This window comes from Brumimicrobium oceani, assembly GCF_003143775.1.
Taxonomy (GTDB): domain Bacteria; phylum Bacteroidota; class Bacteroidia; order Flavobacteriales_D; family Crocinitomicaceae; genus Brumimicrobium; species Brumimicrobium oceani.
The window spans coordinates 19,354-43,400 of the sequence record NZ_QFRJ01000010.1 but is presented as its reverse complement, the minus strand read 5'-3'; the positions used below and the strand labels follow the sequence as shown (position 1 = coordinate 43,400).

18 protein-coding genes are annotated in these 24,047 nt (G+C 35.5%); 10 read left to right on the top strand and 8 right to left on the bottom strand.

From position 1 onward, the window contains the following. Nucleotides 1-4: 4 nt before the first annotated feature. The 7 genes from DIT68_RS12015 (at nucleotide 5) to DIT68_RS11985 (ending at nucleotide 11,396) form a co-directional block, all read left to right on the top strand. The gene (locus DIT68_RS12015; protein WP_109360056.1) at nucleotides 5-589 is read left to right on the top strand and encodes a hypothetical protein; all 585 of its coding nucleotides are present in this window, start codon (nucleotides 5-7) and stop codon (nucleotides 587-589) included. A 2-nt stretch (nucleotides 590-591) separates the two neighbouring features. After that, entirely contained in the window at nucleotides 592-1,080 is a 489-nt protein-coding gene (locus tag DIT68_RS12010; RefSeq protein ID WP_109360055.1) for a GAF domain-containing protein, read from the top strand. Continuing rightward, on the top strand, nucleotides 1,059-2,693 hold the full coding sequence (locus DIT68_RS12005) for an Ig-like domain-containing protein (protein WP_109360054.1): 1,635 nt from the start codon (nucleotides 1,059-1,061) through the stop codon (nucleotides 2,691-2,693). The genes DIT68_RS12010 and DIT68_RS12005 overlap by 22 nt, the downstream gene beginning before the upstream one ends. Nucleotides 2,694-2,773: 80 nt before the next feature. Then, nucleotides 2,774-4,705, top strand: a complete 1,932-nt coding sequence (locus DIT68_RS12000; RefSeq protein ID WP_109360053.1) for a tetratricopeptide repeat-containing sensor histidine kinase — start codon at nucleotides 2,774-2,776, stop codon at nucleotides 4,703-4,705. A 417-nt stretch (nucleotides 4,706-5,122) separates the two neighbouring features. Then, a complete protein-coding gene (locus DIT68_RS11995) occupies nucleotides 5,123-7,048 on the top strand; it encodes a tetratricopeptide repeat-containing sensor histidine kinase (protein ID WP_109360052.1) in 1,926 nt (641 codons plus the stop codon). A 200-nt stretch (nucleotides 7,049-7,248) separates the two neighbouring features. Further along, entirely contained in the window at nucleotides 7,249-9,174 is a 1,926-nt protein-coding gene (locus DIT68_RS11990) for a tetratricopeptide repeat-containing sensor histidine kinase (protein ID WP_146194207.1), read from the top strand. Nucleotides 9,175-9,467: 293 nt separating this feature from the next. Beyond that, the gene (locus DIT68_RS11985) at nucleotides 9,468-11,396 is read left to right on the top strand and encodes a histidine kinase dimerization/phosphoacceptor domain -containing protein (RefSeq protein WP_109360050.1); all 1,929 of its coding nucleotides are present in this window, start codon (nucleotides 9,468-9,470) and stop codon (nucleotides 11,394-11,396) included. A 79-nt stretch (nucleotides 11,397-11,475) separates the two neighbouring features. On the opposite strand, the gene pth is transcribed toward DIT68_RS11985, so the two are convergent. The 7 genes from pth to DIT68_RS11950 all read right to left on the bottom strand — a co-directional run bounded on the left by pth (nucleotide 11,476) and on the right by DIT68_RS11950 (nucleotide 19,423). Continuing rightward, nucleotides 11,476-12,099, bottom strand: coding sequence for an aminoacyl-tRNA hydrolase (pth, locus tag DIT68_RS11980; protein WP_233244191.1), 624 nt, complete (start codon nucleotides 12,097-12,099; stop codon nucleotides 11,476-11,478). Between the two features lie 168 nt (nucleotides 12,100-12,267). Then, nucleotides 12,268-12,411, bottom strand: coding sequence for a hypothetical protein (locus DIT68_RS16350; RefSeq protein ID WP_158276181.1), 144 nt, complete (start codon nucleotides 12,409-12,411; stop codon nucleotides 12,268-12,270). A gap of 48 nt (nucleotides 12,412-12,459) precedes the next feature. Continuing rightward, nucleotides 12,460-13,629: a sigma-54-dependent transcriptional regulator gene (locus DIT68_RS11970; RefSeq protein WP_109360048.1), complete on the bottom strand. Its 1,170-nt coding sequence runs from the start codon at nucleotides 13,627-13,629 to the stop codon at nucleotides 12,460-12,462. 538 nt (nucleotides 13,630-14,167) lie between these two features. Continuing rightward, on the bottom strand, nucleotides 14,168-15,100 hold the full coding sequence (locus DIT68_RS11965; RefSeq protein WP_109360047.1) for an Omp28-related outer membrane protein: 933 nt from the start codon (nucleotides 15,098-15,100) through the stop codon (nucleotides 14,168-14,170). Between the two features lie 11 nt (nucleotides 15,101-15,111). Beyond that, nucleotides 15,112-16,767 carry a DUF6029 family protein gene (locus DIT68_RS11960; protein ID WP_109360046.1) on the bottom strand — a complete coding sequence of 552 codons (1,656 nt, stop codon included), beginning with the start codon at nucleotides 16,765-16,767 and terminating at the stop codon, nucleotides 15,112-15,114. Nucleotides 16,768-16,797: 30 nt separating this feature from the next. Beyond that, nucleotides 16,798-17,325: a TlpA family protein disulfide reductase gene (locus DIT68_RS11955; protein WP_109360045.1), complete on the bottom strand. Its 528-nt coding sequence runs from the start codon at nucleotides 17,323-17,325 to the stop codon at nucleotides 16,798-16,800. Between the two features lie 583 nt (nucleotides 17,326-17,908). Beyond that, complete coding sequence (locus DIT68_RS11950; protein WP_109360044.1) at nucleotides 17,909-19,423, bottom strand: T9SS type A sorting domain-containing protein; 1,515 nt, start codon at nucleotides 19,421-19,423, stop codon at nucleotides 17,909-17,911. Nucleotides 19,424-19,613: 190 nt separating this feature from the next. Here DIT68_RS11950 and DIT68_RS11945 point away from each other — a divergent pair, with 190 nt between their 5' ends. After that, a complete protein-coding gene (locus tag DIT68_RS11945) occupies nucleotides 19,614-20,342 on the top strand; it encodes a T9SS type A sorting domain-containing protein (RefSeq protein ID WP_109360043.1) in 729 nt (242 codons plus the stop codon). 87 nt (nucleotides 20,343-20,429) lie between these two features. Here DIT68_RS11945 and DIT68_RS11940 read toward each other — a convergent pair whose 3' ends face one another. Continuing rightward, nucleotides 20,430-21,119 carry an NAD-dependent deacylase gene (locus DIT68_RS11940; protein ID WP_109360042.1) on the bottom strand — a complete coding sequence of 230 codons (690 nt, stop codon included), beginning with the start codon at nucleotides 21,117-21,119 and terminating at the stop codon, nucleotides 20,430-20,432. An 82-nt stretch (nucleotides 21,120-21,201) separates the two neighbouring features. On the opposite strand from DIT68_RS11940, the gene DIT68_RS11935 reads away from it, so the two are divergent. Both DIT68_RS11935 and ruvA read left to right on the top strand, forming a co-directional pair. Continuing rightward, nucleotides 21,202-23,466 (top strand): NADP-dependent malic enzyme, encoded by a 2,265-nt coding sequence (locus DIT68_RS11935; protein ID WP_109360041.1) that lies wholly within the window; start codon nucleotides 21,202-21,204, stop codon nucleotides 23,464-23,466. Nucleotides 23,467-23,468: 2 nt separating this feature from the next. Continuing rightward, complete coding sequence (gene ruvA / locus DIT68_RS11930) at nucleotides 23,469-24,044, top strand: Holliday junction branch migration protein RuvA (RefSeq protein ID WP_109360040.1); 576 nt, start codon at nucleotides 23,469-23,471, stop codon at nucleotides 24,042-24,044. The last annotated feature ends 3 nt before the right edge of the window (nucleotides 24,045-24,047 follow it).

The window sequence follows — 24,047 nt, the reverse complement described above, 5'->3', positions numbered from 1 at the left end:
AATTATGATTGGATTTATTCTTAGAGTTATCATTGCCGTATCGGCATTGGCTTTTAATGTTTACTTATTTTACATCGGTTCTTGGGGCTGGGGAATTACAATGATTCTTCCTCTAGCAATTATTTGGATGACCTTTTGGAGAAACGAAAATGTGATTATTGCGCTATACCAAATGCGTTTAGGTAAAGTTGATAAAGCATGGAAAGCATTAAATAGAATTAAAGCACCACAGTTTTTACCGAAATCTCAACACGCCTATGTTTTGTATTTAAAGGGAATGCTGGGATTGCAAAACGATTTAGGTTACGCTCAATGTGAACAGTTAATTCGAAAAGGACTGAGCATGGGATTGAGAACAAAACAAGACCAAGCAGTAGCCAATATGCAACTTGCTGGAATTTGTATGCAAACAGGGCGTAAAAATGAAGCTAAAATGCTCTTGGCTGAATCTAAAAAACTAGACACCAAAAACATGTTGAAAGAACAACTTTCAACCATGAAAAAACAAATGGGAATGGTAGCCTCTGCAAATCAAATGCGTCAAGCACAAATGCACAGAGGAAGAAAGAAAACACCACGAAAAAGATAAGTATGGCGGATGATCTTGACATAGTTGTGGGTTCAAAAGAGGAAAAATACATTCGACTTATTCCTCAATTGAAAGCCTTATGCGAGGGAGAATCGAATAAAATTGCTAATCTGGCTAACGTTGCGGCAGCCATCAAAGAGACTTTCAAATATTTTTGGGTCGGGTTTTACTTGGTTGATGATGAAAATGATTCAGAGTTGGTTTTGGCGCCATTTCAAGGTCCAATAGCCTGCACCCGGATAAAAAAAGGAAAAGGTGTTTGCGGATCTGCTTGGGAGAAATCTGAAACCATTGTCGTGGATAATGTAGATGAGTTTCCTGGTCATATTGCTTGTAGTAGTCAATCAAAATCGGAAATTGTTGTGCCCTTAATCAAAAACAACCAGGTAATTGGAGTGTTTGATCTTGACCACGATGAAATAAGTGCATTTGATGAGGTGGATCATAAATATTTAAACGAAATTTGCTCATGGCTCGCGTCCATCTTATAATTTTGGCAATTGCGTCTATTCTTCTCTTTTCCTGCGGACAAGTGGGAACAATTACCGGTGGAGAAGTAGATAAAACTGCACCAAGAATTATTGAAGATAGGGTAGATCCGCCAATGGAAAGTACCAATATCAGTCCGCAAGAAATAGTCATCCCTTTTGATGAATTTATAGAATTTAATAAAGCAGCAGAAAATATTTTAGTCACACCCAACGATGTGAAACTCGATTTCAAAATTAAACAGAAATCTGTAGTACTGAATGTTAAATCTGGCGAATGGAAAAAAAACACTACGTATACCATTTACTTGAATCGGGCGGTTAAGGATATTAATGAGGCCAATGATTCAATAATCGCTTATGTTTTTTCAACGGGAGACTTTTTAGACTCTCTGAAAACAGCTGTACAAGTTGAAAACGCCTATACTGGGAAAACCATTTCGGGAGTTACAGTTGGTCTGTTTTCCGAAAGAATTCAAGACGATACAAGCAAAGTGGAACCTCAATATTATGCCTCAACAAATGATGAAGGAATAGCTCTTTTTCAATATATTAAAGACACTACTTTTTTTATTTATGCGTTTGAAGATGATAACCTAAATAATCGGATCGATCCCACAGAAAGACGAGCGATTTTAAGAAATCCTGCAGTTTTAGACACCGCTTTTGATGTAACTCCTATCATTCGCTTGATGGCTCCAGAACTAAAAGAATTAAGTATTGTGAGCAATGAAGTGATTCCTACAACAACTTGGTGTTTAGGTTTTTCAAGGCCGTTAAATAAAAATGAAGACTTCTCGTTTGTAAGTCCAAAACCAATGTATGTGGAGTGGAATAATGCAAGAGATTCGCTCAGTGCTTTCTACGAATCAAACGAATCTTCAGGTAATTTGTTGGCCGTTTTGAATACTCCTGAAAACAAGGATACAATATCAAAAAAGTATTTTTTCAAGGACAAAAAAGAATTAACTTTTAAAGTAACTAATAATTTAGTGAACAGTAAGTTACTAGCCAATGACACCTTAAAGCTAAAGGCCAACGAAGCATTTTCTTTTTTTGAAAAAGATCCGATTTCTTTCGAAGTCCTTAAGGAAAAAGACACCGTTAAAAGTAGAATAGATTTTGAGGTAATTAATTTTAGTCCTTTGGAAAGGCACATCTTTTTCGATAAAACAAATTTAGAAAAGGTGTTTATAAATATTCCTCCTGTAGCAGTTCAAGGTTTAAACTATGCACTTTCCGATAGCATTAAAATGGATTTTGCTGTTCAAAAAGAAAAGGAAACAGGAGTGCTGATTGTTGAGTTTGATACTGTTCCAGAATATGGTGTGTTGGTAATTCAAAATAAATCTATGAATTATGAAAACCGTGTTGTTTTTGATGGTTTCGAAAAAAAGAAGCACAGAATTGAATTTTTACAACCAGGTAAGTATGATTTTTATTACATTTATGATACAAATAAAGATGGGAAATGGACAACAGGTTCTATCTTTACAGATCAAGAGGCAGAAAAAATTAAATGGTTTAGTGCCAAATCTACTATTAGAGCAAATTGGGAAGTAAAAACAACACTACCAATTAAAATTGAAAAAGCTATACCTGATGAGGAGGAGTAAGACAATTGTATAAAAAAGCTTTAAGAGTATACCTCTTTTTTTATTTAAGTCATGTTTATTTTTTTGCATTACAAACACTTATGATCCGTAAAAAAAGTCAGTATTTTATAGCTATTACAATAGGGTTATTCCTTTTCGTATCAAGTTCAGCAGCTCAAAAAAATAAACTTGAGAACCTTTCCGAATTCTCAGAAGACACTTTATCTGAGACCATTCGTAAAATTCAATTTTTTACTTCTGAAGAGAACAAAGACAGTCTACAATATTACGTAAAGAGAGGATATGACTATGTCGAGCGTTATAATTTTGTTGCGAAACAATCCAATGAAGTTTTGACGCAATTTGCAGATATATATTTCTATTACGGAGAGGAATACTACGAAACATCCGAAACATTCAAAGCAATCATTGGCTACAAGAAAGCAGCCGAGTTGTATGAAGAATTGGGTGAAAAAAGCAAATTGGCAGATGCTTGGTCTGTGTTGGGTATTTTATTTTCTAACATTGGCGATGAGGCTAAGTGCATTCATTATTTAAGTCAATCTATTGAAATTTATATTGATTTAAAGGACTCTGTAGGGATGGCACTTGGTTTTAATAGCATGGGCGAGTTCTATAGTCGTCAAAATAATTTTAGTGAAGCACAAAACTTTGTTTCTAGAGGTTTAGAAATTGGTGAAGTATTGGAGAACCACTATGTGTTATCAATCCTTCAGAATACTAAAGCTAGAATTGAAAGAGAGTCAGGAGATTACAAGGAAGCGATCAAAAGCTATCAAAAATCACTTTCATACGCCAAGCTAATTGATAATGAAGTTAATGTTTCGCTGATTTTAAATAACTTGGGTTCGATTTACGTGGAAAACGATAGGCCTGAAGAAGGAATTGACTACCTCCGCCGCGCGCTAAATATTTTGAATGAATCAAATTTTGAATTTGGAAAAACTTATGTTTTAACCAATATGGCGAAGTATTATATCCTGAGATCAGAAAATAAATTAGCTCAGGAAAAATTAGATGAGGCCATAAAATTAGCGATTAAGACGGATAATCCAGAAGGTGAATTTAATGCTTTGAAGGTGCAACTAAAAATATATGAGCAAACGCAAGATCAGGCTAAAATCGCAGAGGTACTGAACAAACAGCTTGATTATTACAAATTATTAAATAAGAACTTACGTGACCAATTAAATAGAAATACAACGGTAAAATACAAATTAGAAAAGGAGAAGTATAAAAACGAATATAAAGTTTTTAGAAGACAACTCGAAATTGAGAAGGAGCGCGACATTCTTTCAATTTATTACACCACAGCAATTATTTTTATCATTCTATTGGTAGCTTTTCTACTGTTTATAATTGTTCGGCTTAATTCTAGCAATAAGAAAAACAAGATCATCACCAAACAAAGTGAAGAGCGTAAGTTGCTGTTACAAGAGGTTCATCACCGAGTAAAGAATAATTTTCAAATTGTTTCGAGTATGCTGCGTTTGCAATCGTATAATTTTGATAATGAAACTTTACGTCAAAACTTTGAGGAGGCAGTCAACCGCATTAATGCTATGGCCATAGTGCATGACGTTATTTACCGTCAAGAAAAATTTAAGGATATTGATTCAAAAAGGTATTTGGAAAAACTGATAAAAAGTCTCCGAAAATCTGGAGATAGCCGTATTTTAATTACCATTGATTCTGAAGAAATTCCATTTAAAATTGAAACCTTAATTAACATAGGAATTGCTTTAAATGAATTAATTACAAATTCTTTTAAGCATGCCTTTAATCATGAGATTGCCCAGCCAAAAATTGAAATATCTTTACGAGAAATAGGTGATAAGACCTATGAGTTAGTTTATAAAGATAATGGTGTAGGAATCAGTAAGGGAGCTTACGAATCAAGTTTTGGAATGGAATTAATTGAAACCATTATTTCTAATTTTGAAGGAGAAGTGACCTATGCCCCTATAAATAATTGGAGTACACTATTTAAAATCACATTTAAAGAGGATTGATTAGGATAAAAGGAATTTTTTATCTTTATTGCCGGACAAAAGCTGATTTCTTTGTACACCTTAATAAGAAATTACATTTTTATCTAGCCAATGTCCGGAAATAGAAATACGTAAAATTTTGATGTGTTTCTAAGCAAGAACTATTTATATTTCGCTGATTTTTAAAGCTTTAATCTATAAGTGAATTTTATGATGAAAGATCTATAGCTTTGAAAATGAGAAAAGCAAAATTTTTAAAGGACTAAAATATAGCATTAGCGATCAGGGGTGATAAAAAGTGATGATTTCTTAGTTCGCATTCAGTTTGTCCTGATGTTGGGTGCTTGTTTTGAAATTAAGATTTAAGTCACACTATTTTTTAATTTAGGGTATGAAAAACCAGTTATCAGTTATAAATTTATTAGATTGCAACTACTTATGACACAAAAAAAACTCCAATATTATTTGTTGTTCCTTCTGTGTATTCTGACATGGAGAAGTATTGCGCAGCCTAATGATAACGCTCTATCCAAAGAATCAAGGCAGAAATCACTAGAACATATTCTTGAAAAATTAATGTATTTTGATTCTTTGAAAGTAAGCGATAGTGTAAGTTTCTATCAAGAAATAGGAGTAGAAGTTTTAAAGAATACTCCTTTTAATGTGTCACACTCCAAAGAGCAACAAGTCACAATGGCCAGGGTTTATACCTTCTTGGGAGCAGGTTATTATGGTAAGAATGATTTGGCACAGTCAGTTTATTACTTTAATAAAGCAGCGGAAATTTTTAAATCCAATAATGTAAAGTTTGAGTATGCCAGGGCCTTAAATAACATGGCAATTATTTATATTAAAATTGGTAATCAGACCAATTCATTGCGTTCTTTACACGAGGCCACAGCCATCTTTCTGGACATTAAAGATTCTAGTTCGGCTGCTTTAGGCTATAATAGTTTGGCCAAGATTTACCGAGACCAAGGTGATTTGGAGCGTACAAAAGAGTATTTAGACAAAGCGCTAAAAATAGTAAGAAAGATAAGCAATCCTGATGTTTTGGCAAGTGTGCTTAACTCAACAGCCGGTTTAAAAAAGGAAATGGGAGATCTTGAGGAGGCTTTATCATTGTATCGTGAGGCCTTGTCGTTTTCTAACAACGCGAAAAGTGAAATGAAAGCGGCGCTGATTCTTAATAACCTTGGAGTTATTCATAAAGATATGGGAGAATTGAGTGAGGCCAAGCATTATTTTGAACGCGCATATCAAATCGCCGTCGATAACGAATCCGACTTTGGGGAGGTTTTTACTTTGGTCAATTTGGCGGACTACTATTTTTTATCACAGAACTACGATAAGGCTTTTACACTTGCAAACGATGCCTACCAGCTCAGTGAGCGAACAATCAATAACGAGGGCAAATTAAAGTCTGTGAAAATGTTGATTAAACTTTTTGAATTTCAAGAAGACTGGGAGAAAACCGCTTTTTACCAAAAGAAATTGATTCGTTACAACGACATGAGGGAGAAACAAATCATTGAACAAATCTCCTATCAAGAAACCATAAGGTATAAGGTAGAAAAAGAACAAATAATAGCGAAAAACAAAGAGGCGCAGGCTTTGCTGCTTCGGGAGAAAGAACTGCAAAGGTTAAACTTTTACTATATTCTATTGGGAATTGTTTTTGTTGTTTTAATCACCTCTTCTTTAGTGATTTATGCGCAGTTGAGAGATTCCAAAGAAGTCAATAAAAATATTTCAAAGCAAAGTGAAGAGCGTAAGCTTTTGTTGCAGGAGGTGCACCATAGAGTAAAGAACAACTTTCAAATTGTTTCGAGTATGCTTCGTTTGCAGTCCTACAATTTAGACAATGAAGTTTTACGCCAAAATTTCGAAGAGGCAGTCAACCGCATTAATGCCATGGCCATAGTTCATGATGTTATTTACCGACAAGAAAAATTTAAGGATATTGATTCAAAAACTTATTTGGAAAAACTGATAAAAAGCCTCCGCAGATCTGGAGATAGCCGTATTTTAATTACCATTGATTCTGAAGAAATTCCATTTAAAATTGAAACCTTAATCAACTTAGGAATTGCGCTAAATGAATTGATTACAAACTCTTTTAAGCATGCTTTTAATCATGAGATAGCACAGCCAAAGATTAAAATATCCTTGCGAAGGATAGAGGAGAAGAATTTTGAGTTGATTTATAAAGACAATGGTATAGGGATCAGTAAGGGTGCTTATGAATCAAGTTTTGGAATGGAATTAATCGAAACAATTATTTCTAACTTTGATGGTGAGGTCACTTTTGCTCCAGAAGACAATTGGAGTACATTAATTAAAATCACATTTAAGGAGGATTGAGTGGGATAAAAAGATTTTCTTATCTTTATCATTTATACGCAAAAGCGATTTTTTTGCTTTGCATGTGAAGGATCGAACGTTTATTTTTTTAAGAATTGCTCTTTTTTACAGGAGACTAAGAGCGCTACAATTTATGAATACAAGTGATTTTTACATTGGAAAAGTCTTTTGAAGTTCACTTGTTAACAAAAATTATTTTTATGCAAAAAATCAGTGGAATTACGGCTTACTGGTTTCTATGGATTATGGCATTGAGTTCCTACACCATAGCTGCTAACAGTGATGTTCAACCAATTACTAGGGGGAGTGTTAATCAAATTAAGGAAATTCATTCCAAAATTATATATTTTGATTCACTGGCTATTGAAGACAGTTTGGACCATTACGTTAATATGGGTTTCCATAAATTTAAACACTTCAACTTAAATGAAATTGAATCAAAATCAACTCAACTAGAGCTGGCAAAAATTTTTTATGAATACGGAGAAATAAATTTCGATACCAACGAAACCTTTGAGTCTATAGTCGGTTACGAGAAAGCGGCCGAAATTTTCAAAAAATACAATATCCAAGGCAAATATGCAGACTGTCTTACTGCTAATGCCACAAACTACTCAAAAGTTGGGAGCGAACCCGAATCTTTAAAATTAATGAATGAAGCCACATCAATTTATATAGATCTTAAAGATTCTGTGGGGATGATGACGGGGTATAGGAGCATAGGATTGCTTTATAAACGACAAAAAGACTTTGTTAGGGCACACGAGTATTTCAATAAAGCACTAAGCGTAAGTAAGGGTTCTAAAGATTTGGATGGCACAATACACTTGCTTTTGCCCATTGCATTTATACACAAGCAAAATGGAGAATACGACAAAGCGTTATCGTTTTATTTAGAGGCTTTAAGTTTATCTAAAACAAATAATGATGAAATGACGGAGGCATCCGTTTACAGTAATTTGGGTGAATTCTATAAGAATACGGGAGAGTTAGACAGTGCCAAATTCTACATCGATAAAGCCAGAGTGATCATCGAAAGGAACGACTCAGATTATAAAAAGTCCTATTTGTGGTTAAACTATTCGGATTACTATTTCCTTAAAAAAGACTATGAACAGGCTATTTTATATGGTGAAAAGGCATTGGAATTGAGTGAACAAATTAAAAATTCACGTGCAGAATATATTACCCTTAATATTCTCGTAAAGATTTATAACGAACTGGGAGACACCGATAAAATTGCAGAATATCAAAAAAGAATAATTGCGCATTTGTTTGAACATAAGGACCAGTTAAATAAACAAATTAATGAACTGGAAACAGTTCGTTTTAAACTAGATAAGCAGACTATTCTTGCAGAAAATGAGCAAGGAAAAATGCAACTTCAATTAGAGAAAGAGAATCAAAGACGCAACTACATTTACATTTTTGCATCTAGTATGTTTGCGCTTTTACTCACTTTTTCTTTTATTGTTTACCTCAGGTTAAGAACAACTAGGGTGTACAATAAAAAGATTCTTCAACAAAGTGAAGAAAGAAAAATGCTGCTACAGGAGGTTCACCACAGGGTGAAGAATAATTTCCAAATTGTATCTAGTATGTTAAGATTACAGTCATATGGTTTTGAAAATGAAATTCTACGTCAGAATTTTGACGAGGCGGTTACCAGAATAAACGCCATGGCCATCGTTCATAACGTTATTTATCGGCAAGAAAAATTTAGTGAAATAGATGCTAAAAACTATCTTGAAAAACTGGTAGAAAGCATACATAAATCAGGCAACAACAAAATTGACATCACCATAGATTCAGAGGAGATTCCTTTTAAAATAGAAACTTTAATTAACCTAGGAATTGCACTGAATGAGTTAATTACCAATTCATTCAAGCACGCATTCAACGAGGAGATTACGGATCCTAAAATAAAAATCTCTTTAAGGAAAGTGGGAGAGAAAAGCTTTGAGTTGATTTATAGAGATAACGGAATAGGTTATAATCAAGAGGAATTTAAATCGAATTTTGGAATGGAACTAATAGAAACCATAATCACTAATTTTGATGGGGAAGTCTCTTATCTGGCTGAGGAGGAGTGGAATACAGTAATCAAGATTGCTTTTTCTGAGTAGCTGCACTAATCCAAGGTGGTGCTGTAAACCAAATAAAACATAGCTCACAAACCATGAATTGAGATTTATGGTAAAAGACTTATAGATTTTATTATATTTATGCTGTCGGTTAGATTAAGTAAAAATTTTCAAGCATTAACTGAAGCGAAGGAAATAATTATTTCATTGTGCCGATTTAAAAACTACCGTTTATCTACTTTTGAAAGTTAAGGCAGTACAAAGAAATAAAATGAAGTGAGTCGTTCTTCTTACAAAATACTTTTGAAGTGGGTACCACCTAAACAACAACTTTTATGCAAAGAATCACTGGAAAAGTTAAATACTGGTTTCTATGGATTATGATTCTCAACTCATTTTCTTTAGCCGCTAATGATGATGTTCTTCCTAGTTTAGAGGTAGACAATCAACAATTCCGTGATGTTTATGAAAAGCTACTCTATTTTGATTCAATAGAAGGCATTGATAGTATAAATCATTATGCAGAAATTGGACATTCTTTTTATCATCGTATAAATAGCGATACCATTCAGTCAAGAGAAGTCCGCCTAGCTGTAGCGGGAATATTGTATTATTATGGGAACTCCACTCTCCACGGAAATGACCCGATTAAGTCCGTAAAGGCTTTCGAAAAGTCCTCCGCTATTTATAAGGCGGAGAATGAAATGCATAAGTATGCGGATGCTATCCTCGACCTAGCGGTGGCGTATTCAAGAGTAGGAAAAGAACCGCTTTCCATGCAGTTATTACATGATGCTACATCATTATATGTAGATTTTAAAGATTCAGCAGGTCTAACGTCGGGGTACAGAAGTATCGGCATTTTGTACAATAGACAAAAGGACTATGAACGGGCGAATGAGTACTTAATGAAGGCCTTAGCCCTAAGTAGAGATAGTGATAATGTAGATGCTACGGTGTACTTACTTGTTTCTATCGCGACAATGAACAAACGACAAGGTAAATTAGATGAGGCATTAGAGTTGTTTTTGGAAGCCCTTAGTTTATCTGAATTTACCCACGATGACTTAACTCGAATTAATGTTTACAGCAATTTGGCACAGTTTTACAAGAATACAGGAGAGCTGGACAAAGCCAAGGTTTATTTTGATAGAACTGCGGAAATGATAGAAAAGACCGATTCTGATTACGATAGGTCTTATCTATGGTTAAATCTAACAGACTATTATTTTTTGAAGGGGGAATATCAGACATCAATAGCGTATGGTCAAAAGGCGCTGGATTTGAGCAGAAAAATTAAAAATAGACGTGCCGAATATGTTACATTAAATATTTTATTGAAGGTCTACGAAGAAATCAATGATACAGAAAACTTGGCATTTCATCAGGAAAAAGTAATAGATTTTCTTAATGAGCACAAAGAACAATTAAACGATCAGCTCAACGAATTAGAGACAGTAAGGTATAAGCTGGATAAACAGAGTTTAATTGCAGAAAATGAGCAGATTAAGCTGGAGTTAAAAACTGCTGAGGAAGGCGAGAGAAGAAGCTACATTTATATGTTGCTCGCAGGCTTATTTATTCTTTTGCTAATCTTTGCCTTGATTATCGTTTTCAGGCTAAGGACAGTTAGAAAACATAATAAAATCATTACCAAGCAAAGTGAGGAAAGAAAATTACTTCTTCAAGAAGTACATCATAGGGTCAAGAATAATTTCCAAATTGTATCCAGCATGCTTCGACTTCAATCTCATGGTTTTGAAAATGAAGTTTTACGCCAAAATTTCGAAGAAGCGGTCAATAGAATTAATGCTATGGCAATTGTGCATGATGTGATTTACCGACAAGAAAAGTTTAAGGACATAGATGCTAAAAACTATCTGGAAAGGCTTGTCGAAAACCTGAATAAAACTGGAACGACTCCGATTAAAATAGCCATAGACTCTGAAAAAATTCCTTTTAAAGTTGAAACATTAATTAATTTAGGAATTGCATTAAATGAATTAATTACCAACTCTTTTAAACACGCATTTACCGAAGATATTACTGATCCAAAAATTAAGATTTCTTTACATAGGGTAGAGCAGAACTTTTTTGAGCTCGTGTACAGAGATAACGGTGTTGGCTTTATAAAAGAATACTATGAAACGAGTTTCGGAATGGAGCTGATTGAAACCATAATTTCAAATTACGATGGCATTCTGAAACATAATTCAGAAAAAGATTGGAACACTGTGATTAGTTTTACTTTTAAAGAGGAGTAGTTTAAATAACCGTATGTGCCATGGTTTAGTAAGGATAGAACTCAATTATTCCTCTTCATGAAAATGCGCTAAAGTTCAGCTATTTGTTATTCCAATTCGACATCGTTTGATTTAGTCCAATCGTTGTAAAACCTTTAATAAACTCAGTAGCTGTCTTTATCCTCTCTTCCATTTGTTTAGCTTCATCTGCGCTCCATTCACCCAGCACATAATCTACTTGTTGACCTGTTTTAAATTCACTTCCCACGCCAAATCGTAATCGTGCATACTGGGTGGTATTTAAAACGGCTTGTATATCTTTTAAGCCATTGTGGCCACCATCGCTTCCTTTTCCTTTCATTCGTAATTTACCAAAAGGCAAAGCCAAATCATCAGTAATCACCAATAGATTCTCTGGAAGAATTTTCTCTTTTTGAAGGTAATAATTAACCGCTTTTCCACTCAAATTCATAAAAGTCGAAGGTTTCAGTAATATCACCTGTCGTCCTTTCCATTTTGCTTTTGCAACATCACCTAGTTTTATCGTTTCAAAAACGGCCTTACGCTCTTCTGCAAATGCTTCCACCACCTTAAAACCTATGTTGTGTCGCGTGTTTTCATATTTTGCACCAGGATTTCCCAATCCTACAATCAAATACTTCATTTCTATTGGAATATTTTGTTCTTCTTCCTTTTTTCTACCAAATAATGATCTAAAAAACATCTATTTACTAATTTTCACTCTCAACTCCCTTTTCTTCTCCTCTGCGTAACACATTCGGCAAGCTCAGTGCAGCGCTCTGTGTAATTTTTCTTCCTCTCTGCGAATCTCTGCCCCTCTGCGAAACAGAGCGTCATTTTTTCTTTACTTTGCGCACCACATTCGGCAAGCTCAGTGCAGCGCTCTGCGTAATTTTTCTTCCTCTCTGCGAATCTCTGCCCCTCTGCGAATCTTTGCGTAATTCTTTTTTTCTCTGCGAACCTCTGCACCTCTACGAACCACATTCGGCAAGCTCAGTTCAACGCTCTGCGTCATTCTTGCTTTACTCTGCCAACTTCAACATCTCTGGAGTTAAAATTTACCTTAAGCACGTGGGTTCGAAAAAGTATTTACATCAAACCCTGTAATTTCATGATCACATAAAATCACCATTCTTTCGATGATGTTTCTCAATTCACGAATATTTCCGCTCCAATTGGTGTTTTTAAGCGCTTCCAGTGCATCTTCTGTAAATTTCTTACGTGGTATTCCATGCTCGGCGCAAGTCATGGTTAAAAAGTGCTCTGCCAATAAAGGAATATCCTCCTCTCTTTCGTTTAGCGTGGGAACATGAATGAGAATAACACTTAATCGGTGGTATAAATCCTCTCTGAAATTTCCTTCATCAATTTCTTTACGCAAGTTTTTATTCGTTGCTGCTACAATTCTTGGATTAACTTTAATATTTTTTTCACCACCTACTCTTTGAATCACGTTTTCTTGTAAAGCACGCAATACTTTTGCCTGCGCCGATGCACTCATATCACCAATTTCATCCAAAAATAAGGTTCCGTTTTTCGCCAATTCAAACTTTCCTTTTTTCTGTTTAACAGCAGAAGTAAATGCACCTTTTTCGTGACCAAATAACTCACTCTCAATAAGCTCTGCTGGAATGGCCGCACAGTTGACTTCGATAAATGCTTCATCTTTTCGTGGGCTATTATCGTGTAAAGATCGAGCAACTAATTCTTTTCCGGTTCCATTTTCTCCTGTGACCAATACTCGGGCTTCACTTGGACCCACTTTCTCAATCATTTCTTTGATCTTGATAATGCCATCCGTTTCACCAATAATGGATGAACCCTTAAAACGTTGAACTGTTTTCTTCAGTGCTTTTTTCTCTTCAACTAAATTGCTTTTGTCACTCGCATTGCGAATGGTGACCAAAATTCGGTTTAAATCCAAAGGTTTTTCAATGAAATCAAATGCACCAAGTTTAATGGCTTCTACTGCAGTTTCAATATTTCCGTGTCCAGAAATCATAATTACAGGACTATCGACTTTTTCTGTTTGAAGCGCAGCAAGAACTTCCATTCCATCCATTTTAGGCATTTTAATATCGCAAAATATGAGGTCATAATATTGAGACGTAGCCTTGTCTAAACCTTGTTTTCCATCTTCGGCTTCATCCACTTCAAAATCTTCAAATTCTAAAATTTCTTTTAATGCCCTGCGTATACTTTTCTCGTCGTCTATGACTAATATCTTGCCCATGGAGGAATTATTTGAGTTATTTATCAAAAATAGAAATAATTACGAAGAGATACGCAAAGTTCTCACAAAGGTTCGCAAAGAAAAGGGAAGATTGACGCCGTGATTCGCAGAGGTTACGCAAAGTTTCGCAAAGGAAAGATTTACGCCGAGCTTGCCGAATGTGATTCGCAGAGGTTACGAAATGTTCCTCAAAGGAAAAAGAAGAAAGGTTAAGAGTTGTGTAAAAATATCAAGTCCAAATCTCAACCTGTCACTACTGCATTAATAATTAATCCATAAACATTAATCATTACAAAACCCTACCGCATTAATAATTAAACATTAACAATTAGTCATTCTAAAAACCCTATCGCGTTAATAATTAAACCTTAATAATTAATCATTATTTTCGCTCCGCGTAATTCTTCTTTATTTTTTTCTCCGCGTATCTCTGCCTCTCCGCGAAACTTTGCGTAATTCTTCTTTATTTTTTTTCTCCGCTTATCTCTGCCTCTCCGCGAACCTCCGCGTAATTCTTAATAAGTCACCAGCGTAATTCTTAATCTTCAATTTTCTGCTTAATTACATGCAAAATTTCATAAGTTTCTTTGTCGTAGACATAAATCAAGAAGTGCATATTTGCGATATCTAAGTCTTGTGGTAAAACATATGAATAATCGATAATCTTTTTAGTTCCTGCTGCATCCCCTGCATTAAAAGTTGGAATACCAAATGGATTATTGTCTATACTTCCCAAATGCTTATCTCTGTGAACATAAAATTCATTATCGCTATTATCAGGCATTTTTTGCCAGTCAACCAAACTGTCTTGAATTACATAAACTACAGTATTCATATCTATGGCTTCCGAAGTTTTCTTTTCTACTTCAACGTGTAAATATCCACCGTTGGCAGTTGGGTAGTAATTAAAAACAGATTGTAGATTTACTTTTAACACATTGGCGCTAAGAATATTATCTGCCCTGCTTTGCCAAACACCTGATTGAGAAAACATTTCAGCATTGCCCTTTTTTCTATTCACCGTTCCTTGCGGATTACCAAAAAATCCAAACCCTGATTTGAATTCATCACCATAGGCGATTCCTTCTGGATTGGTGTGATCTGTGTAGTATTTTGAAGCGTTTGCATCTGCCGCTTGAAACGAAAGTGTCCCTGGACCTGTGTGAATAGATGCGATAAATACCCTTTCTGGATTATTTGTATGAATGTCGTGCGCAATGTCTGCCGCATTTGGACAAGTGATACAAGTGTGCCCGGTATAATCTTCTATGAGAACATTCACACCGGTGTTACTGTTTTGAGTAAACACAGGATATTCATTGGCTAAATAATCGCTCCACAAACCTTGGTATAGGTTGGTGTCTACGTTAATTGTAGCGACTTTTTCGTAAGGATTTTCTACTTTATCACAACTCGCAAAGATAAAAGAGGCTCCAACGATAAAGAAAATGTATTGATGTAACTTTTTCATTGTTTTAATGTTTAGAAACTGTGAGTAAATGACATGGTTAAACCGTTTGAAGCGGGAACCTCTCTACATATTCCACCGACACAAAACAATCCTTCGTTTTGGCGTCCGTATCCTACTTGAAGTCTGGTTGCACCCCAAATCTTTCCAACAAATACCATAGGATAGTTTATGCGGTCTTCCTCTACAGGATTTCCATAATTTGATTGTAGAATTGCACTAAAGAACCAATCCGGAGAGATGGTATATTCTATTAATCCAGTAGCCCAAGAACCTCTGTCTTTGTTGTTTTTTGTCCATAATCCTTGAACTTCTGCTCTTAAGGTGTGCTTTCTATTGATTTTGTACTCAACATCTAAAACACCTATGTGCGATTGAATTATTCCTTTGGCATCAGTTAGTTTTAGGACATCATTGTTCATTGAAATGTTAAAATAACTGGCTTCAACTGTCCATTTTCTGTTTAATTTACGTTTGATGTTTACGTTCATATCTCTCCAGTACAACAAGTCACTTTTGTCAAATAACTTTGATTCATAAGTCACCCGAGTAGAATCCATTGCATCAATCCCCGAGGTTTTTTTCAATGGTTCATAAGCGGTGGAGAAATTTAAAGAAACATCTGTTCCGTATTTCCCGCCTAACCATGAACCACGCTTAATCTTGTAAATTACATCTGCCTGAAATGCAACCTCTCCATTGGGTTGTGAGGCATACGGATATAAAGTAGCCACCAAATTGTAGGTATGTGTTTTTGTAAGTGGTGGAATAAATCCAATCGTAACATCGGTTAAAGAGGCGTTTCTATCACTTCTAAAACTCATGTTATCAATAGATTTTGCTGAAAGAATGATACCCAAACCTTTTTGAGAATATCCAGCGTTGATAATCATTCCTTTACCATAGTTGTAAATGTAACCATTGTCCTGCGAAGGATCTTGTTCTTTTATGGTGTATTCACCATTAATAAAGAATTTTTTGTACGCTAATTCCAATCGACCGCCATAAGCACCAGTGTTTTCTGGGAGTATTAATTGCGTGTTGTCATCCTCTTGGTATCTTGAAACAAAGGAAGCTCCTGCATTGATTCTGAAATCACTGTTTTCTAATTTTGGAAACCATTGATTAAGGTTGACTTCAGCATCTGCTCCTCTAACTATCCCAGCGCTGTATTGGTTTTTTCCATCCATGAAAGAAAAACGTTGTCTACCGTAAACAGTTTTGATGGTTACCCCCTTGTATGGTCTTAACTTGAGGCTAATACCATTCATCATGTTGTCAATTCCAATGGCGCGGTCTTCGTAAGAACGAAAAATTAACCCCGATCCAAATTGATCGTAGAAATTTCCAACAGTAACATCAATAAGATCATTTTCGTAACCTACATATCTGTATCCTAATCCTGCTCCATCGAAACGATCTGGATACCCTAGAATTGCCGGAAGATAAGCTTCCAATCTCATTCCTGCTTTAAATCCACTATTCCTATAGTTTACGTTGATGTAAGAATTCAGTAGCGCTTTTTCGTCTGGTTGCTCTGCATTTATTTTATCATCATCATTCAGGTATTGAAAAGTACTTTCCATATTTCCCGAAATGGTTCCTTGAGATAAGGCATTAAAACTCACGAATAGGAAAGCAGATCCAGCAAGTAATTTTATCAATTTCATAAAGTAATTGTAAAGAGTGTAAATTTAAAATTAGTCTTTGTTCTCAACAAGTTCTAGTACATGGTCATACAATTCGTATTCATCACCTGGTGCATAATTGTTGTGAGAATATACAATTTTTCCATTTCCATCTACTAAGAAGGTGTGAGGAACATTGTTTACACCCATTGCGCGTTTAAAGTCTCCGTTTGGATCTAATAAAATTTGGTATTCCCAAGCTTTAGAGTCTACATAGGGAACTACACGACTTGCCGTACGCTGATCATCAATAGAAACAGCTACCAATCGAACGCCTGTTTCATCTTGCCAATCAATGTACATATCGTGAATGGCATTTAATTCTTTTTTACATGGTGTACACCAGGTAGCCCAAAAGGAAATAATCATTGGTTTCCCATCGTTTTCTAGTTGAGCTGTATTAATTGTCTCCCCAACCGTGTTTTTAAGTAACATTTCAGGAATGGTCTTTTCCATAAGCCCTTTGGCATCCTCCTGTGCGAAAGAGTTAGCGGAAAAGAATAGAAAAGCAGAGGCGATTAATAAAGATAATTTTTTCATTGTTTATTTAGTTTTATGTTCAGCAACGTATATGCACACTTCGTACCATATTACGCCTAATTTTCAAATATAGGTATAAAAGTGAAAAAAATATAAAAAATGATGATGCACTATTGGAATCCAAAAAGGAGAAAAAGGCTTTTTTGTTGAGGCTGCAACTGAAAAATGAGTAATGTAAAAATCAAATAGTGTAATCTCTTTTTGGTAGTTCTTTTAGTGAGATGTCTTTTCTATTTGATCAACTGTGTTGAAAACATTTTCCATAATAATAAGGAGTACTAAAGTAGATCGAAATAAAAGTAAGACTTTTCAGCCTCCCAATTCTTTAAGTTTTATTCTTGTAAATCTTAATTTGGAATTGTAAAGTTTGGTAACAAGACACGGTTGTTTTAAGTCCAAGGAGTTGACATCAAGTCAATGCGATGTCCAGAGCCTTTAGAAGGAACTGTTTTAAAATGATTCACGATGGTAAGTTGAAAAATACAGCATAAAAAAAGGGAGACTTTTCAGCCTCCCAATTCTTTAAGTTTTATTCTTGTAAATCTTAATCTTGCAACGCAAGTAGCAAGCTTTAGAATCAAAATTACTTGATTACTGAGATACGTTTTGTCTGCTCACCATTCGCAGTTTTAACTTTTACAATGTACATTCCTGACTCAAGAGAAGAAACATCCATTTGTGTTGCTTGAACTCCTGATACAGTTCCCAAGTTGTTTACAGCTACAGTCTGACCAACAGTGTTCATGATAGAAACTGTTACGTCTTCTTGATTTTGTAATTCAAATTCAACGTTTACAACGCTGTTTGTTGGGTTAGGGAATACTTTGAAAGAAGAAGCAAATTCTTCAGTGTTTACACTTACTTCCGTTTGGAATTGAACATCAAAAAGAACCGCAATACCATCACCGAAGTCTGGGTTTACGTCAATTTTAGAAGTACCATCACCTTGAATTCTAAGTTCTGCTGTAGGCATTTGGTAATTGATTCCATCTCCGTATGAGTCAACAATAACCACGTAGTGACATCCTTCGTTAACTGCGTTGTAGGTAACAGTTAAAGGAGCAGCTCCCTGAGGAAGTGTACCAACCTGTGCAAAACCTAATGGAGTTGTAATTCCTCCCGCCGCATCGTTGTGAATAGTTACAAAAGACTCATTTGGAAGTGGGCCTTCGTCAAAAATAATTCCAGTTTCATCTTTGTAAGCATCTCCTGCAAGAACAACATTTACTGCTTTCGTTTGGTCACCAACTCTTAAAACTGGAGCTGGGGCTACAGAAGCTGTAATTTGATCGTTTGAAGTGTCGTCGTTTGCAGATGTGATTTTGATTGTGTAGTTTGTTGATCCAGATGGAGATACTGAACCTAGAGCTATTGTAGTAACATCATAAGGCGCAAGGTTACCTGTCCAGTTTTCAGTAGCAACAGAAGTAGCCCCATCCATTACTTCAATCGTAGCTGAAGTTAAAGGAGCAGTACTAAAGTTTTGTAAAACTACAGACATATTAGCAGAAGAACCAGCACAGAATAGGTTGTCTGATGCGTTAGCGATTAATCTTGGGTCATTTGAGTTTGATGCTGGTGCACCACAAGTGCTTATTCCAGCATAAAGATTAGCTGTAGACTCTTGTCCTACTTCAGTAACTGATCTGTCTGGACAAACCATAATTACTGTTGGGTAATATGCTAAATTGATGATTCCTGCAATAGCATCATCATTTGCTTGTGGGTAAGAAATACCTACTGTCCAATCTCCCATACCTGTATTAGGATCAGAAATGTTACTTTCAGCCTCTCCCGGATCTGCTTCAATACCTAAAACCATCAACTCATCTGTACCATTTGGTCCATACTGCGTGTAAAGGTTTTCTAATGCATGTCCTTGGTGGTAGTTCCAACATGGTGCACACCAATCTGCGAATGCATCGATGATTACAGTTTTACCTGCATCTAAAAGTGCGTCCATGTCATGGGTAGTTCCATTGATATCTGTAAATGTAACTCCAGCTGGCCATATTCCATTGTCAGGAATTTGTGCTGAAGCATTCATTGTAAATGAAGCTGCTATAAATACAGCTACAGAACGTAAAAATGTTTTCATAATTATTAGTTTTTATTTGGTTTATGAATTCAAAAGTAAACTATTTTGTGAAATTTTTAGAAAAAAAATATTAAAAGATTGTTTTACTATTGTAAAGCTATTTTATTGATTTTTTAATAAATCTTAAATTTTATTGATTCCCTAATGTTTTTTCCTATCTTTACTTTCGATTTTATTAAAAACGTATTATATGAAAATAACTATACTCGCGACAACCATTTTATTATCAATAACTCAACTGTTTGGGCAAGGTATAAAAATCGTTGCAGCAAATGATATGACCACAGACCTAAGCGGAACAGCTGTAGAGGTTGTTGGTGATAAAGACGATGCAACCATCTATTATGACTTTAGGGTGATTAGTGAAGGTCAGGACATTAGTGTTAAATACAACAGATTAAGAACTGTAAATAGCGGAAGAGTAGATCAAATTTGTGATAACTCGCTTTGTTATGACGCAGAAGATCTTTATAATTACACGTCTCCTGTTTTAAATCCAATTGCTAACGGAGAAGCTTCTATATTTAAGCCTCAAATTATCCCTGGAGGGAATGAAAGTTGTGCGGTTCACAAATATTTCGTGGTTTCTGAATTTGGAACAATCTATGATTCAATTACTGTCATTTTTAAAACAACAAATGCAGACTGTAATTTAAGCGTAGAGAAAAACGTGAAAGAAACCCCACTAAACATCTTCCCTAATCCAGCGCAAGACTTTGTAACGATTAAAGGAGATGGACTTAAGGATGGAGGAACAGTTGTGTTCTTAGATGCGTTAGGAAAAGAGGTTAAACGTGCAGAAATAAAGAGTGAAAACGCCAAATTATCTGTTAGTGATTTAAAAAGAGGAGTTTACTTTGTAAATATCCGAGGGAATAACGGATCGAAAAGTAACGTTCAGCGCTTGATTATCCAATAAGCACTTCGAATTCATTATAGAAATTGAAGCCCTGGTCTTAAATGATCAGGGCTTTTTGTTTGTATTAAGTTCAAATTATTCTTTTTTCTACTTCAGCAGCTTCTCCACTAACTCAGGAACTCCCTTCGAAGCTGAATCACGAATCACATTAAAATAACTTGGAACTGAAACTTCACTTGGGTCAATTAAATAATACTTCGCGTTGTGTGGAGCATAATTTAGAATCCCAGCGGCCGGATAGACATTTAAAGACGTTCCCACGACAATTACAATATCTGCACTGTTTATTCTTGAAATTGCTTCGTCTATCATGGGAACCGCTTCGCCAAACCAAACTACGTGTGGTCGCATTTGGTAGCCTTCTTCGCATTTATCACCTATTTTAACTTCCCAGTTTTTTTGATGGAAGTATTTCTTTTCTGCATTCGGTCCAGAGCTTTTAACTTTACTTATTTCTCCATGAAGATGAATAACTTTACTGCTTCCGCCTCTTTCGTGAAGATCATCAATGTTTTGAGTTATGACTTCGACATTAAATTTCTCTTCCAATTTAGCAATAGCAAAGTGAGCAGCATTAGGCTTTGATTCATAACATTGTTTACGGCGCATATTGTAAAACTCTGTTACCATTTCTGGGTTCTTATTCCAAGCTTCAGGAGTTGCAACTTCTTCAATGTTGTATTTTTCCCATAATCCTCCGCTGTCTCTAAAAGTGCCTAAGCCAGATTCTGCACTTACTCCAGCACCCGAAAAGACAATTATTTTCTGTTTTCCCATACTTTGAACTCTTTAATTCTTTTGATGTGTTGGTTTTTGTTAAATTTACACCCTTGCACAAGATTTACAAAAACGCAATAATATGGCTAAGATAAGAAAACAAGACGCACTAGACTACCATTCACAAGGTAAACCAGGGAAAATAGAGGTGATACCAACAAAGCCTTACAGTTCACAACGTGATTTGTCATTGGCTTATTCTCCGGGTGTGGCAGAGCCTTGTTTAAAAATTGCAGAAAATCCAGATGATGTATATAAGTACACAGCAAAATCTAATTTAGTTGCTGTTATTTCTAATGGTACAGCTGTTTTAGGTCTTGGTGATATTGGTCCAGCAGCCTCAAAGCCGGTAATGGAAGGTAAAGGATTGTTGTTTAAAATATTTGCAGATATTGATGTTTTCGATATCGAAGTAGATGCCAATGACCCTGAGTTGTTTATTCAGACAGTAAAAGCAATTGCTCCCACTTTTGGAGGTATAAATTTAGAGGATATTAAAGCGCCTGAGGCTTTTGAAATAGAAGAAAGATTAAAGGCAGAATTGGATATTCCAGTAATGCACGATGACCAACACGGAACCGCAATTATTTCTTCAGCAGGTTTGTTGAATGCTTTAGAATTGGCGGACAAGAAAATTGAAGATGTAAAGATCGTTGTTTCGGGAGCAGGAGCTTCTGCAATGAGCTGTGCTAAGTTATACAATTCTTTAGGCGCAAAAATGGAGAATATCTTCATGTTTGACAGTAAAGGATTGTTGAGCAGCGATAGAGATCTAGACGGAAATAAAAAGTTCTTTGGGGAACACCACAAGAAAACATCTGATATGGCAACCGAATTGAAAGGTGCTGATGTATTGGTTGGACTTTCAAGAGGTGGAGTAGTTTCGAAAGCAATGGTGAAATCGATGGCAGATAACCCTATTGTTTTTGCATTGGCAAATCCAGATCCAGAAATAGCGTACAAAGATGCAATGGCTGTTCGTAAGGATTTAATTATGGCTACAGGTCGTTCAGATCATCCTAATCAGGTGAACAATGTATTGGGTTTCCCTTTCATTTTTAGAGGAGCTTTGGATGTTCGTGCAAAATCCATTAATGAAGAAATGAAATTAGCTGCTGTTTATGCCATTGCTAATTTGGCCAAAGAAACTGTTCCTGAAGAGGTGAGTGAGGCATACGGAGAAAGAAGTATTTCTTTTGGTCGTGATAATTTTATACCTAAACCATTAGATCCACGTTTAATTTATCATGTTGCACCAGCAGTGGCCAGAGCGGCAATGGATTCTGGAGTAGCAAGAACCCCAATAAAAGATTGGGATGCTTATGATGCGAATTTAAAACGCCGTTTGGGAATAGACAATAAATTGGTACGTACTATTACAGAAAAAGCAGAGCGCAATCCTAAGCGTGTTGTTTTTGCTGAGGCAGATAACTATAAAATTCTAAAAGCTGCACAAACAGCATACGAGGAAGGAGTAGTCATTCCAATTCTTTTGGGAAGAAAAGAGAAAGTTTTAGCCATGATGAAGGAATACAAAATGGAGTTTCCTGATGTAGAAATCCTCGATCCTAAAGGCGATGATGAGCAAGAAAGATTAGAACGTTATGCTAAAGAATTCTTTGAATTGAGAAAAAGAAAAGGGTTTACAGAGTATGAGGCAAATAAAATAATGCGAGAACGTAATTATTTTGGTGCAATGATGGTTCAGTCTGGTGATGCTGACGCTATGATTTCTGGAGCAACTAGAAAATACAGTGATGTGTTGCGTCCGGCTTTACAGGTTGTGGGAACTCAAAAAGATGTAGACCGTGTAGCTGGAATGTATGTTTTAATTACTAAACGTGGTCCAATCTTCTTGGCAGATACTACTGTGAATTTTGATCCAACAGCAGAAGAAATTGCTGATATGACTTATCATGTGGCCAAAACGATCCGTAAATTTAAGGTGAACCCAAAAATTGCATTGCTTTCTTATTCAAACTATGGTTCTGCAGAAGGGAAAGATGCGAAAAAGATGGCCAAAGCGGTAAAGATTATTCATGAGAAATACCCAACTTTAACTGTGGATGGTGAAGTTCAAGCAAATTTCGCATTGAGCAATGATTTAATGAATGAAAAATTCCCCTTCTCTGAATTGGCAAATAAAGAAGTAAATACATTTATTTTCCCGAATTTATCTTCTGGAAATATAGCCTACAAACTATTGCAAGAAATGACAGATGCAGAAGCAATCGGACCGGTGTTGGTTGGGTTAAGAAAATCAATTCATGTATTACAATTAGGCGCGTCTGTTCGTGAAATAGTAAACATGGTAAAAGTTGCTGTAGTAGACGCCCAAAACAAATAGATATGATTACATACCTAAATGGAAGACTTGTTGAGAAAACGCCCACCGCATTGATTATTGAATGCGGTGGAATTGGTTATGAAGTAAAGGTATCTTTAAACACCTTTTCCACAATAGGGCAAGAAGAATCCATCAAAATCTTTACTCAATTTATAGTGAGAGAAGATGCTCAAATTTTATATGGTTTTGCCACTACGGAGGAAAGAGAAATGTTTAATTACTTAATCTCTGTTTCAGGTATTGGTCCAAATACTGCTATTTTGATGCTTTCTGGACTTTCTCCTTCAGAAATAGCACACGCAATTACCTCAGAAGACGTTGATACAATAAAGGGTGTCAAGGGAATAGGGAATAAAACTGCACAACGTGTTATCGTTGATTTGAAAGATAAAATGTTAAAATTCGAGGTTTCAGGGGAGAATATCAGCTCTTCAAACAATACACTTCGATTTGATGCGTTAACTGCATTGGTTTCACTTGGTTTTGATAAAAAATCAGCGGAGAAAGCCATTAACAAAGTATCGAATGAGCAAGATTCTGTAGAACTTTTAATTAAAGACGCTTTAAAAGTGCTCTAAAGG